This window comes from Paenibacillus sp. FSL R7-0345 (genome assembly GCF_038595055.1).
Taxonomy (GTDB): Bacteria; Bacillota; Bacilli; order Paenibacillales; family Paenibacillaceae; genus Paenibacillus_AQ.
On the sequence record NZ_CP152002.1, the window covers coordinates 6158313 to 6171639 of the forward strand.

At 51.0% G+C, this 13327-nt stretch carries 12 protein-coding genes; 3 read left to right on the forward strand and 9 right to left on the reverse strand.

Features of this window, described 5'->3' with window-relative positions:
* Window positions 1-86: 86 nt before the first annotated feature.
* From NST84_RS26670 to xylA, 6 genes are all read right to left on the reverse strand, one after another.
* Complete coding sequence (locus NST84_RS26670; protein WP_342563083.1) at window positions 87-986, reverse strand: carbohydrate ABC transporter permease; 900 nt, start codon at window positions 984-986, stop codon at window positions 87-89.
* 15 nt (window positions 987-1001) lie between these two features.
* On the reverse strand, window positions 1002-1991 hold the full coding sequence (locus NST84_RS26675) for an ABC transporter permease subunit (protein WP_342563084.1): 990 nt from the start codon (window positions 1989-1991) through the stop codon (window positions 1002-1004).
* Between the two features lie 114 nt (window positions 1992-2105).
* Window positions 2106-3911 carry a sensor histidine kinase gene (locus NST84_RS26680; protein ID WP_342563085.1) on the reverse strand — a complete coding sequence of 602 codons (1806 nt, stop codon included), beginning with the start codon at window positions 3909-3911 and terminating at the stop codon, window positions 2106-2108.
* Between the two features lie 112 nt (window positions 3912-4023).
* Window positions 4024-5574: a response regulator transcription factor gene (locus NST84_RS26685; RefSeq protein WP_342563086.1), complete on the reverse strand. Its 1551-nt coding sequence runs from the start codon at window positions 5572-5574 to the stop codon at window positions 4024-4026.
* Window positions 5575-5754: 180 nt separating this feature from the next.
* Complete coding sequence (gene xylB / locus NST84_RS26690; protein ID WP_342563087.1) at window positions 5755-7251, reverse strand: xylulokinase; 1497 nt, start codon at window positions 7249-7251, stop codon at window positions 5755-5757.
* Window positions 7252-7397: 146 nt separating this feature from the next.
* Entirely contained in the window at window positions 7398-8717 is a 1320-nt protein-coding gene (gene xylA / locus NST84_RS26695) for a xylose isomerase (RefSeq protein ID WP_342563088.1), read from the reverse strand.
* 291 nt (window positions 8718-9008) lie between these two features.
* On the opposite strand from xylA, the gene NST84_RS26700 reads away from it, so the two are divergent.
* From NST84_RS26700 to NST84_RS26710, 3 genes are all read left to right on the forward strand, one after another.
* Window positions 9009-10166, forward strand: coding sequence for an ROK family transcriptional regulator (locus tag NST84_RS26700; RefSeq protein WP_342563089.1), 1158 nt, complete (start codon window positions 9009-9011; stop codon window positions 10164-10166).
* A gap of 131 nt (window positions 10167-10297) precedes the next feature.
* On the forward strand, window positions 10298-10504 hold the full coding sequence (locus NST84_RS26705) for a hypothetical protein (protein WP_342563090.1): 207 nt from the start codon (window positions 10298-10300) through the stop codon (window positions 10502-10504).
* 110 nt (window positions 10505-10614) lie between these two features.
* Window positions 10615-11292 carry an HAD family hydrolase gene (locus NST84_RS26710; protein WP_342563091.1) on the forward strand — a complete coding sequence of 226 codons (678 nt, stop codon included), beginning with the start codon at window positions 10615-10617 and terminating at the stop codon, window positions 11290-11292.
* Between the two features lie 35 nt (window positions 11293-11327).
* Here NST84_RS26710 and NST84_RS26715 read toward each other — a convergent pair whose 3' ends face one another.
* The 3 genes from NST84_RS26715 to trxB all read right to left on the reverse strand — a co-directional run bounded on the left by NST84_RS26715 (window position 11328) and on the right by trxB (window position 13231).
* Window positions 11328-11768, reverse strand: a complete 441-nt coding sequence (locus NST84_RS26715; protein WP_342563092.1) for a GNAT family N-acetyltransferase — start codon at window positions 11766-11768, stop codon at window positions 11328-11330.
* A gap of 98 nt (window positions 11769-11866) precedes the next feature.
* Window positions 11867-12100, reverse strand: coding sequence for a glutaredoxin family protein (locus tag NST84_RS26720; protein ID WP_039877266.1), 234 nt, complete (start codon window positions 12098-12100; stop codon window positions 11867-11869).
* A gap of 189 nt (window positions 12101-12289) precedes the next feature.
* On the reverse strand, window positions 12290-13231 hold the full coding sequence (gene trxB / locus NST84_RS26725; protein ID WP_342563093.1) for a thioredoxin-disulfide reductase: 942 nt from the start codon (window positions 13229-13231) through the stop codon (window positions 12290-12292).
* Window positions 13232-13327 lie beyond the last annotated feature (96 nt).

A 13327-nucleotide genomic window follows, 5' to 3' on the forward strand; every position in this document is an offset into this window, starting at 1 on the left:
CTAAGCGGGTGAAGCTTGGGGGGGAGCGCAATCCGGCAGATGTCCGCCTGGCATATACGCTCCCGGTTACCGGGAAACCAAACCCATTAAGCTTTTACAGCACCCAGTGTCATACCGCCGACAAAATACTTTTGCAGGAACGGATACACTACGAGAATTGGTACAGTAACTACAATTGTGATAGCCATCTTGATCGATTCAGGTGAGATTTGCGCCATCTGCCGGGCCATATCGTTGGCATTTACCATGCCGCTGCCCTGGTTGGTCGAAGCAAGCACCTTCATCAGCTCATACTGCAGTGTTGTAAGCTCAGGTTTATTACCGTTGTACAGATAGGTTGTGAACCATTCATTCCATTGTCCTACGGCCAGGAAGAGCGCGATGGTGGCAAGTACCGGCTTACAGAGCGGCAGGATGATCTTGTAAAAAATCATAAAGTCATTCGCGCCGTCCAGCTTCGCAGATTCCTGCAGGGCAAACGGCAGCCCGTCCATAAAGGAGCGGATGATGAATACGTTGAAGGCGGAGACCATTCCCGGCAGGACATAAATCCAGAACGTGCCGATCAGGTTCAAGTCCTTCATCAGAATATACATCGGCACCATACCGCCGGAGAAATACATCGTCAGGGCCAGGAATGTGGAGATAAATTTTCTGGCTCTGAATTCCGGACGGCTGAGCGTAAAGGCCAGCATGGAAGCACTGATCAAACCGAGCAATGTACCTGAAAGGGTACGCAGAAGCGAAATCTTAAAGCCTTGAATCAGGCCGGTATAGCTGAATATCCGCTCGTAGTTCTCAAGTGTCCAGGCTCTCGGCCAGATATAGATGCCCCCGCGGACAGTGTCTGTAGATTCATTAAAAGAAATCGCCAGCACGTTGAGGAAGGGATATAACGTTACAATCATTATCAGGGTAAGAAACACGTACAGGAATATATCGAATGCACGTTCTGACTTTGTCATTTGAAAAGCTTTGCTTGCCATCCGTAAATCCCCTCCTTACATGATGCTTTCTTTAGTAAATTTCTTCATAAGACCGTTAGCTGTAAACAGCAGGATTACACTGACTACGGAGGTGAACATGCTTATCGCAGTACCATAGGAGAACCGCATAATTTGAATACCGTATTTAAGCGCATACAAATCCAGCACTTCCGAATAATCGGTAACCAGGTTGTTCTGCAGCTGGAATTGCTTTTCAAAGCCGATACCGACCAGGTGGCCGATGTTCATAATGAGCAGGACCATAACGGTTGAACGGATACCAGGTAACGTAATATTGAACATCTGCTTGACTCTTCCTGCACCGTCCACTTTTGCCGCTTCATACAGCTCTTTGTCGATACCTGTAATCGCTGCCAGATAGATGATCGCATTCCAGCCGGTTTCTTTCCAGATGTCGGCTCCCGTTACAATTCCCCAGAAATACTTCCCTTGGGCCATGAACTGAATCGGCTCATCGATAACATTCAGCCAGAGCAGCAAGTCGTTCACGATCCCTCCGTCGATGGAGAGGGTCTTGTAGACAATCCCGCCGACAACAACCCAGGATACAAAGTGAGGCAGGTAGGATACGGTCTGAACCGTTCTCTTGAATACACTCCCGCGCAGCTCATTGAGAAAGACCGCGAACAGGATAGGAACCACGAAGCCGACGATCAATCCGAGAATACTCATTGCCAGTGTATTTCTTAGTACGAGGTAGAAGCGTTCATCCTGGAACAGCTCTTTGAAGTTGTCCAATCCGACCCATTTCTGCTCGCCAAAGGATTTGGCAGGCTTATAATTCTGAAAGGCCATTATCCATCCCCATAAGGGCAGGTAGCTGAAGATAAAAGCCCAGATTACGAATGGAATAGACATTAGGTACAAGTACTTTTGCTGCAGTACACTTCTCCAAAATCCACTATTTTTCCGCTTCGCAGGTGGGTGGGGGGTTACGCTTTCATTTGCTGTAACACCGTTTTCAGTGAGCGCTTTCACGATCATTATTCCCCCTTCGTTTTTATATTCATATCATACCGTACCGAAATGTAAGCGAATACCCGACATATTTTATCTAAAATCATATACAAATTAGACATTGGGACAGCAGCCGGGGAACTACTCTTTGTAATCGCTATCATTGGGGAGGGTAAAGGATATTTCCGTTCCTCTTCCTGCTTCGCTGACAATCCTCAGGCCATGCCGCTCCCCGTAATACAGCACCAGCCTCTGATGAACATTGCGCATCCCGATCCGGCCCCGTTCTTCTTCTTCAGCTTTAGCAATGACCTCCTGCAGCTCGGCAAGGCGCTTCTCCGACATTCCGATGCCGTCATCGGTTACCCGGACCTTGATTTCCTGCTCCTCCATCGTCACGCTCACATGAACATGCACAGTCCCCTCTTTATTTTCCAGCCCGTGCACCACTGAATTTTCGACCAGCGGCTGGATGATCAGCGGCGGAATCAGCACCTCTGCTGCCTTCGCGTCAAAGTTAATCTCATACATCAGCCGGTCCTCATACCGGAACTTCTGAATCTCCAGATAAGAGCGGATCATTTCAATCTCTTCCTTGAGCGGTGCCCGTTCCCTGCCGACCTCAAGATTTTTGCGCATCAGCTTGCCGAGCAGCCGGACAATGTTGGCAATTTCCTTTTCCCCTTTGAGATGGGCGTTCATACGGATTGACTCCAGGGCATTAAACAGAAAATGCGGATGAATCTGGCTGGCCATCATTTTCAGCTTGATCTCCCGCTGGGCAATCTCCAGCCTGCTGTTTTTCTCGTTGGATTCAATCACCTGGCTGATCAGCTGATTGATACTCGATACCATATAATTGAACTGGCGCGAGAGCTGGCCGATTTCGTCCGTACCGTCGATGTGGGAAACGATACCCAGATTACCCAGTGCTACCTGATTCAGCTGGCGGCTGAGCCGGAGCAGACGGTTGGTCGTAAGCAGCGAGATAATATATACCATCACCAGCGCAACAAGCAGCACACCGCTGATAATCAGCAGCCCGAGTACGCTGACCTTATTGGCATCACTGAGAATGCTTTTGGTTTCAAAAACCGAGATAATCTTCAGCTTGCTGATGCTCAGCTCCGGGTTCATCTCATCCAGAATCACATAGGAATCATTTCCTTTGACCTGAGTCTGAATGACCTTTTCCGTCTGGCTCTCCAGATTAACGCCAATATCAAAGGAATCCAGCGTGGTGCCGACCAGATGGGGATTTTTAGCCGCCACAACGTATCCCTGCTCGTCAGTTATAATCGTCTCAAACGGCTCCTGGGACAGCATATTGTTCAATTCATCCTGATTTACCTGAACCATAATAACACCGATGCTGTTGTATTCAGGGTAAGATACCTGCCGGATCAGGCTAAGTTTGTTAATGCTCCCCTTGGTCATGCTGAGGAAATCCTCTTTGTCATCGATATAGAGCCAGTAAATGCCTTTGGTCTCCATCACCTTTTTAAACCAGGGTCTCTCTTTGGTCTCCGGAGTCAGCGGAGTGAAGGCGAGATTGTTAACCAGTGTCGGATTGTCGATAAAAAAACGGATATTGGCAATTTCCCGGTACTGGAACATGTAAGCCTGAAAATCGGTATACTCCATGTATGCTTTCGTCAGCTCCAGAATACTCGGGTACTTCGTGTTAACAAGCACTTCAAGCGTTTCGTCAAAAAACAGCAGGTTGGAAATATCCGTAGGCACGCGGAGCTTGCTGGACATCTGGCTTTTTATTTTTTCCACGTTATTGGTCGCCTGGTCAATGGCCCGTTCCAAAGCGGCATTCCGGAAATAACTGATCAGGGTAATCCCGATAATCAGCACCGGAATCATCACGACAACCACATAAAACAACATCAGCTTATACTTCAGCTTCAAATTATTAATAAGGCCTACAAGCTGTTTCATCTTTTTCCTCCCCCGGATATGTCAAACAGGCTGCCCCGCTCATCCGCTGCGGATGGGGAACAGCCCGTCTATCATAAACCTGTGCTTCACGTTCGGCAAGCCCCGCGGCAGCTCACTGCTCCTTGCGGAAGGCGCTTGGTGATACACCGACATATTTGCGGAATTTTGCGTTAAAATAATCAGCATTCATATAACCGACCCGTTCAGCTACCTCATACACCTTCATACCCTGTGCAAGAAACTGCTTCGCCTTCTCAATCCGCACCTTGTCGAGATACGTATTGAAATGCTCACCGATCTGATTTTTGAACATTTTGCCCAGATAAGCACTGTTATAATTAAAAATCTGCGCCAGCATCCCCAGCTTCAGGTTCTCATTATAGCGGCGCTGGATCAGATCCGTAATCCGCTTGATTTCATCGCCCCGTCCGCCGCTGTTCAGCTGCCCTGCCAGCTTCTCCAGATAGTCCGCGACCATCCGGTGAATATCGCTCAGATAAAAGCTGTTATACACTTCGCCGGCCGGTGAGGTATTCCCGCTGATCAGCGCGCGCACCTCCGGATTCGCCGCCTCCAGCCGGGCAATGGTGCTGCTGATCACCCGGATCAGATTATCCTTAATGTAGACCTCATCATGCCTGGCTTCAACCAGCTTGCCGATCATCTGCTTCACCAGTGATGATAGGATTTCTGTACTGCCTGTCTCAACCGCCAGCAGCAGTTCCATCTCCACATCACGTTCAGTGTCGTCCAGCTCCCCCGGTTCAGACGCAGGCTGATCCGCCGCCGCAGCCCAATGCTCCATGAAGCCGCAGGCCAGAATCTCCCTGCGTCCGAAAAAAGCCTGGTCCAGCACCTCCCTGGCTGCTGTGTACGAAGCCGCAATCTGCTCCGGACCTGCAGCAGCGCCTCCGGTTGCGGCATAGAAGTCCAGCCCCTCTCTGGAGATAACCCGGTTCAGCTCCTGCCACAGTGCTGTGCGGGCAGTATCACTCTGAAGCGGCTCCTTCAGCAGCAGGCCGGCATAGGGCGGCAGGCTGAAAAACTCCGCCTCCTCAGGCTGCCAGTGCCGCTCCAGTTCACTGCGGACCCGTTCCTCTTTCTCTTCCCCGCCCTTTGCAGGCTTCAGCAGCTTGAGCAGTACAACTTCGCTGCTGCCCTGAAGCTTAAGCTTGCCAGCCGCATCCAAGGGACTGATGTCCCCGGGTCCGGGCTGGAGCAGGCCGCGCAGCCAGGCCTCATGGCTGTTCTCCTCCACCACATTTTGCAGGACGCTCAGCATCTCCTCCTGGCCGATTGTCACACGCATTTCCCGCAGATAGGAGATCAGCTCATCTTCATCTACCGGCTTCAGCAGGTACCCGTCAATGCGGTTTGAAATGGCCCGCTTGGCATATTCAAAGTCGGCATAGCCGCTGAGAATCAGCACATGACATTTCGCGTTCTGCCTGCGCAGCTCTGCGATCAGCTCCAGACCGTCCATTCCCGGCATCCGGATATCGGCGACAACCAGCTTGGGAGCAAACGTGTTATACTTCTCAATCGCTTCGAATCCGTTCGCCGCTGTCGCTACAACAGTATAGCCTTCATCCTCCCAGGGGATCAGGCTGCGCAGCCCTTCCCTCAGCTTGGGCTCATCATCCACAATCAGCACCTTTATCATCAGTTCTCAGCCCCCCTTAACACAAAAATCCGAAAACAGGCAGAAACGGCTTTGCCGCCCTTCAAAGAGGGCGGCAACCGTTTCTGCGAGAAATATAAGATTATTGATAACGTAGAACATATAAATTCTTATATTTGGACAAAAACGCCCTCTCCGGAAACTTCAAGTGATTATCAGCTGTTACTTGCGGTATGCCGCCAGCTTGTCATTCAAACCGCGGGTCTGCCCGTATACTTCCTGGTAAAGAGCGAACAGTCCGTCATAGACCGCAACCTCATCTTCATTCGGTTTAAATACTTCAGCAGGACGGATGAAGGCTTCGGCACATTCACTCAGCGAAGTGAACCAGCCGCTGCCGTAGGCTGCCAGCATAGCCGCGCCCATAGCCGGACCCTGCTCGCTTTCCAGCTTAATAATGGAAGCATTGAAGATATCGGCCTGCATCTGCAGCCAGGCCTCATTCTTCGCGCCGCCGCCAATGGCAATGATCTCCGTAATCTCTTTACCCGATTCACGCACGATCTCAATCGACTCACGCAGCGAGAACGTAATGCCTTCCAGCACCGAACGTGTAAAATGAGCCAGTGTATGGCCGGAATCCATGCCGATGAAGCTGCCGCGGATGTTGGCATCCGGATGCGGGGTACGTTCACCGCTGATGTAAGGGGTGAACAGCAGCCCGCCGCTGCCTGCCGGAATGGAAGGTACGCCGGACAAGAGTTCATCAAAGCTCTTCTCTGCAGCAAAGGTTTCTTTGAACCAGGTAAGACTGTGGCCTGCCGCCAGCGTTACTCCCATGATATAGAAGGCATCCTGCTCACTGTGGTTGAAGAAATGAACCTTGCCTTCAAGGTTAAGATCCTTGTTGGTTTCATAGGACAGCACAACACCGGAAGTGCCGATACTGCACATGGTCCGGCCTTCGCCGAGGATTCCCGCTCCCAGCGCACCGCAGGCATTGTCGGCACCGCCGGCGAATACCTTAGTCGAAGTCAGCAGCCCGGAAGCTTCGGCAATCTCTGGCAGCAGTGTGCCGGTCTGCTCGAACGATTCCACCAGTCTCGGGCACAGGGACAGCGGCAGGGAGAAGGCTTCCGCAATCTCAGCGCTCCACTGCTTCGCACCCACGTCCAGCAGCAGGGTTCCGGCGGCATCGGAGTAATCCATCGCATAATCGCCGGTCAGCCGGAAGCGCACATAATCCTTAGGCAGCAGGAACTGATGAGCCTGCTCCAGCACCTCAGGCTCATTCTCCTGAACCCAGAGAATCTTCGGCAGGGTGAAGCCCTCCAGCGCCTTGTTTCTGGCGATGTCGATCAGCTTACTGCCCAGCGTCTTCTCGATCTTGCGGCACTGCGCTGTAGTCCGCGTGTCATTCCAGAGAATGGCCGGACGCAGCACCTTGCCTTCACTGTCCACCAGCACCAGCCCGTGCATCTGGCCGGAGAAGCTTAGCCCGTCTACCTCTGACGGATCAACGCCAGAGGTTTCGATCAGTCTGCGCAGGCTGACCAGTGTTCCCTGCACCCAGTCCTCCGGATTCTGCTCGCTCCAGTTCGGCTGCGGCCGGCTCAGCGGATACGCTTCCGAATGCTCAAAGGCTACCTTTCCCTGCGGATCAACGAGTACTGTCTTGACTGCGCTGGTTCCGAGATCGACACCGATTACATATTTCATGGTTGGCCTCCTAAAATTTATATGTAGCATATCTGCTTCAATAAAACAAGAAAAGGGGCTGCCGAAGAATGCCTTCTTCAGCAACCCCCGTTGCATTAGTAGTTAGTTGAACCGCCCGGCACAGCGCCGGAAGTCCGGCAGGTGAATTACTCTCCTGTCAGGATGTACTGGTTCAGAGTAGCTCTGAGCAGCTCTTGACGTCCGGACTGGTTCGGACGCGGATTCTCGTTGTTCAGCGCGTAGTCAGCCAGCGAAGCCAGAGTAGCTTTGCCGGATACGATGTCAGCGCCGATACCTTCGTTGAAGCTGCTGTAACGCTTAGCGATGAAGTCTTCGAATACGCGGTCTTCCAGCAGCTTGGCAGCAACCTTCAGGCCTTTTGCATAAGTGTCCATACCGGCGATGTGCGCCAGGAACAGATCCTCAGGCTCGAAGGAAGGACGGCGTACTTTGGAGTCAAAGTTAATTCCGCCTTTGCCGAGACCGTCGTTCTTGAGTACTTCATACAGAGTCAGTGTAGCATCATAGATGTTAACCGGGAATTCATCAGTATCCCAGCCCAGCAGCGGATCGCCCTGGTTCGCGTCAAGGGATCCCAGCATGCCGTTGATGCGTGCTACACGCAGCTCATGCTCAAAAGTATGACCGGCAAGCGTAGCATGGTTAGCTTCAAGGTTCAGCTTGAAGTGCTTATCGAGCTTGTATTTCTGCAGGAAGGCGATGCAGGTTGCCGCATCAAAGTCATATTGGTGCTTGGTAGGCTCTTTCGGCTTAGGCTCGATCAGGAACTGGCCTTCGAAGCCGATTTCCTTAGCATAGTCTACTGCCATTGTGAACAGGCGGGCAATGTTGTCCTGCTCAAGACCCATATCTGTATTGAGCAATTCTTCATAGCCTTCACGGCCGCCCCAGAATACATAGTTGTCAGCGCCCAGACGTTTACCAACTTCAAGGCCCTTCTTCACCTGTGCTGCTGCATGTGCAAAAACATCAGCGTTAGGCGTTGAGCCTGCACCGTGCATGTAACGCGGGTTGGTGAACATGTTGGCTGTGTTCCACAGCAATTTCTTGCCGGAGGATTTCATGCCCTGTTCCAGAATATCAACGATTGTATCGATGTTGCTGTAGAATTCACGCAGCGATGCGCCTTCAGGAGCGATATCCACATCATGGAAGCAGTAGTATTGCAGGTTCATCTTCTCCATGAATTCAAAGGATGCTTCTGCGCGGGCTTTAGCTTTGTCCAGGCCGCTCAGCTTGTCCCAGCTGCGTACTGCTGTTTCAGCACCAAACGGATCGGAACCGCCTGCTGTTAATGTATGCCAATATGCCATTGCAAATTTCAGATGCTCTTCCATCGTTTTGCCGGCTACGATTTCTTTAGGATTGTAGAATTTGAATGCGAAAGGGTTAGTGGAACGGCTGCCCTCGTAAGAGATGTTGCCCACTGATTCGAAATAAGCCATTAGTAAAATCCTCCTCTATTTTGCTTCGCCCGCAAGCGTTTACAGCATCATCTTAACATATCTTTTTGACTTTGTATATTGGTTAAACAAAGTTTTGTAAATCTTTTTTTCACTGCACAGCCTGTCCATAAAGTACCCGGCTGCGGCAACAGCTATGCGTAAGTATAGGGTCCGCTTCTGAAGCCCGGCGCCCGGAGCGCTGCTGCAAAGCCTGTTGCTTTTTAACAGACATCGCACTAGACTAAAGGTCATATGTAAATGAGAACGTTGTCAAAAAAGGAAGTGTACCGCGTGAAAGTTACTGCCGACCAGGCACTGGTCAAAAAGATCAATAAATCGCTGATTCTGCATACCATCCGCATGAATGCCCCGGTCTCACGGGCCAAGGTATCCGAGATGACCGGCCTCAATAAAGCTACCGTCTCCAATCTGGTCGCCGAGCTGTGTGCCCAGGAGCTTGTTACCGAAGCCGGACCCGGCGAGTCCAGCGGCGGACGTAAACCGCTGATCCTGCATTTTAATGCTACGGCCGGAAGCGTCATCGGCATCGAGCTGCGGGTGAAACAGCTGACCGCTGTATTGTGTGACCTGGACGGGGGCGTTCTGCAGGAAATCGACTGCCGGCTGGCTGCACATGATTTCCCCTATGTGCTGGAGCAGATGAAAAGTGCGATCAGCGAATTAATCGCTCAGGCGCCCCCCTCCCCCTATGGCATCGTAGGAATCGGTGTGGGTGTTCCAGGCATGGTGGATGACGGGGTTGTACTGTTCGCACCCAACCTTGGCTGGGAAATGGTTGAGCTGCGGGCCATTCTGGAGAGCAGCTTCGAGGTGCCGGTCACGATCGACAATGAAGCGAATGCGGGCGCGCAGGGCGAGCTGAATTTCGGTGCGGCACGAGATGTGCGCCATCTGCTCTATATCAGTGCGGGATCAGGGATCGGGTCGGGGATTATTATCGGCGGGGAGCTGTATAAGGGTGCGCGCGGCTATGCCGGAGAGACCGGCCATATGACAATTGAAGCACAGGGCAAGCCCTGCAGCTGCGGCAGCCGCGGGTGCTGGGAGCTGTACGCCTCCGAGAAGACCTATGACAATCCGGAGCTTTCGCTGCCCGCACGCACAACAAGCGAGCTTGTCCGTCACGCCATTTCAGGGCAGGAGGATGTCCTGCAGCACTTCGCCTCTATCGGCGAATATCTCGGGATCGGCGTCACCAACCTGATCAACAGCTTCAATCCGGAGCTGATTGTGATCGGCGGAGCGTTATCAGAGGCTGAGCCCTGGCTGGGCGGCCCGCTGCGCCGGGTGGTCGCTGAGCGCACGCTGCCTTACCACAAGCAGCAGCTGGAGATCACCTTCTCCCGCCTGGGCAGCCGCGGAACCGTAATCGGCGCGGGGTTCTCGGCCGTAATGCATTTTCTCGGCAATATCCGCGTAACCCTGTAATTAAATTGACGTAAAATTGCCGCAATTAGTACCGCTGGAGGGCAGCAAAAACAACAGGAATGTTTTATAATTAAACTCATATAAGTGTGATATATGTCACACTGGTTTCCCCCTGAACGGAGAGTGAGTTTATGACCTATGTTGATACATCTGACATTTCGGCGCAGGTGTTCATCACTGTGCTGCTGCTTCTACTCATTATCGCTCCCTTAGTCAGCCTCGGTGTACTGCGCCTGTTTCAATCGAAGAAAAAGTCAGGCATCATGCTGATTATCAGCGGTGCCGCTGTCTACGGTGTCTTTCAGGTTGTCATGTCGATCACCCATATGTTTGCTTAACGTATATTACCGGATGGATGTTCATGCGGGTCCAAGAGAAAAGGCCATGCTGCCCCGGAAGGGACGGCATGGCCTTTTAAAATATTGAATCCAAAGGAGACACAGAAACAATGACTATCGCAGCGGTTCTTTTTGATTTGGACGGAACATTGCTGGACCGGGACTCATCACTACTACTATTTGTCAGAGATCAATACCATCGTTACCCGGAGCTTCAAACCATTGACGAAGAAATCTTTGTTCAACGTTTTATTGAGCTTGATAATCATGGATACGTATGGAAGGATAAAGTATATCAACAGCTTCTACATGAATTCCCCATTCAAAACATCGACTGGGCATTACTTTTAAATGACTACATAAAGAACTTTCATAAGCATTGTACAGGTTTTCCGAACCTTCTAAAAATGCTTACCGCATTAAAGAGACAAGACATAAAGTTAGCCTTGGTCTCAAACGGTTTTGGCCAATTTCAATATGATAATTTCAAGGCCTTACACATTGAACATCTATTTGACGAGGTACTAATATCTGAATGGGAAGGACTGCGGAAGCCTGATAAAGCTATTTTCAATCGTGCACTCGCTAAACTTGGAGTAACCGCCGAAAAAGCTCTCTTTGTTGGAGATCATCCTGATAACGATATACGGGCAAGCCGTGACGTTGGAATGAAGGCGGTCTGGAAACGAAATGGGCCGGTTAATGCTATTCCTGATGCTGATGCTATAGTGGATGATTTAGAGGAACTGGTAAATATAATACTACACTACATAACCCAATCATCTTGATAATCTAATGGATCCAGGTTTCCAGTTAAAAGAACTCACATTCTGCTCTGCGCCAGCGCGTTTACGGACAATACGCAGGCAAAACGCTCCACTCCGGGGTATTTTTCACCCAGGCTCGTAACGGCAAACCCCGTGCTTCTGTAGAATCCGGCAGCTTCATGATCAGTCTCCGCAGTAATCGTCTCGATGCCCGCCGCCCGGCCGATCTCCTCAATCATCGCCCGGCCGATCCCTTTACCCTGCCACTGCGGCTTCACGGCAATATGCCTGATTTCGACCGCATGCTCACTTTCGCGCCGAAGACCGGTAATTCCGCTCAGCTCGCCGTTCACAAAACAGCCGAACAGCTCCCTGGACTCACCGGTAAAATACCCGTTCATCTCCTGTTCCGCAGCTTCTGCGCCGTCAGCCATGCATAATGCAAGCAGTTCTTTGACCGCATCCTGATTCCAGTAATCCCTTAAGCATATTAACAAGCCAAACGGCCCCCCTTCTACAGCAAAAAAATAACGAAAGCAAAGACCGCCCCCGTTAAGGGAGCGGCCGGTCAGTATGAAGTATGGACAACCGGTAGTTACACCGTTGCCAGTGCTTTAGCGAATTGGGTTTTGTTCATGCCCACGATTTTAAAATCGCCGATCACCGTTACAGGCACTGCTCTCATTCCCATATCCCAGACCTGCTGGGCAAAATCATCATTCTGCTCGATGTTGCGCTCCTCGTAGGCTACGCCTTTTTCACTCAGGAAGCTTTTTACCTGGCGGCAGTGCGGACAATTGGTTGAGGTATATACTATTACATTTTCCATGGAATATTCCTCCTTAAAAGTTTTGTGAGCTGTGCTTCCTGAATTTCACCGTACAAAACTCACTTCGAAAGCATACTCCAGTTTTGTGAGCTGTGCTTCCTGAATTTCATCGTACAAAACTCACTTCGAAAGCATACTCCAAGTTAGTTCTATTGTAGCACCGCAGTGCCTGTTTGACTAAAGGAAGTGTTACAGAATAACAGCGCTGTGCTCCAGGCTTTCGATGTATTTCTCGGCGTCCATAGCTGCCATACATCCGCTGCCTGCTGCAGTAATTGCCTGTCTGTAACGGGTATCCTGTACATCGCCGCAAGCGAAGACGCCTGGAATGTTCGTTTCGGAAGTGCCCGGATTGGTCACGATATAGCCGTTAGTATCGGTAGTAATCTGTCCGCCGAGGAAAGAAGTATTCGGATGGTGCCCGATGGCCACAAATACGCCGCTTGCTTCAATCAGCTCTTCTTGACCGGTTACATTGTTAAGCACCTTAAGTCCGCTCACGCCTCTATCGCCGGCTACCACTTCCAGCGGAGTGCGGTTCAGCCCCCAGGTTACTTTGTTGTTGTCGCGTACACGCTCCTGCATAATCTTGGAACCGCGAAGCTCTTCACGGCGGTGTACCAGGGTTACTTTCGACGCAAAACGGGTCAGGAAGCCTGCTTCCTCAAGCGCGGAATCTCCGCCTCCGACCACAACGATTTCTTTTCCGCGGAAAAAGAATCCGTCACATGTAGCACATGTGCTGACACCACGTCCGATATTGTCCTGCTCACCCGGAATGCCGAGATATTTAGCTGTTGCACCTGTGGAAATGATCAGGGTATCTGTTACCAGCTCACCCATTCCTTCCACATGCAGCTTGAACGGGCGGTCACCCAGCTCCACGCTGTTCACCCAGCCTGTAATAAACTTCGCACCGAAGCGCTCAGCCTGCTGACGCATATTATCCATAAGTTCCGGCCCCATAATACCTTCAGGAAAGCCCGGAAAATTCTCAATTTCAGTTGTAGTGGTAAGCTGTCCACCCGGCTGCGGGCCTTCAATAACCAGTGGATTCAGGTTGGCACGGGCCAGATAAATAGCAGCAGTCAGTCCGGCCGGTCCGGTACCAACGATAATGGATTTGTACATAATGATATCCTCCTTGAGATGGACGGCTGAGCGCCGGATCTGTAATTGCTAGATTAAAATAATTATAATGTAGTATTTATTATGATCATCTCAAGG

Bases quoted from the DNA above. Each gene is read 5' to 3' on its own strand.
- NST84_RS26680 (WP_342563085.1), bottom strand. From the start codon at position 3,911: ATGAAACAGCTTGTAGGCCTTATTAATAATTTGAAGCTGAAGTATAAG.
- NST84_RS26710 (WP_342563091.1), top strand. From the start codon at position 10,615: ATGACTATCGCAGCGGTTCTTTTTGATTTGGACGGAACATTGCTGGAC.
- NST84_RS26685 (WP_342563086.1), bottom strand. From the start codon at position 5,574: ATGATAAAGGTGCTGATTGTGGATGATGAGCCCAAGCTGAGGGAAGGG.
- NST84_RS26670 (WP_342563083.1), bottom strand. From the start codon at position 986: ATGGCAAGCAAAGCTTTTCAAATGACAAAGTCAGAACGTGCATTCGAT.
- trxB (WP_342563093.1), bottom strand. From the start codon at position 13,231: ATGTACAAATCCATTATCGTTGGTACCGGACCGGCCGGACTGACTGCT.
- NST84_RS26705 (WP_342563090.1), top strand. From the start codon at position 10,298: ATGACCTATGTTGATACATCTGACATTTCGGCGCAGGTGTTCATCACT.
- xylA (WP_342563088.1), bottom strand. From the start codon at position 8,717: ATGGCTTATTTCGAATCAGTGGGCAACATCTCTTACGAGGGCAGCCGT.
- NST84_RS26720 (WP_039877266.1), bottom strand. From the start codon at position 12,100: ATGGAAAATGTAATAGTATATACCTCAACCAATTGTCCGCACTGCCGC.
- xylB (WP_342563087.1), bottom strand. From the start codon at position 7,251: ATGAAATATGTAATCGGTGTCGATCTCGGAACCAGCGCAGTCAAGACA.
- NST84_RS26675 (WP_342563084.1), bottom strand. From the start codon at position 1,991: ATGATCGTGAAAGCGCTCACTGAAAACGGTGTTACAGCAAATGAAAGC.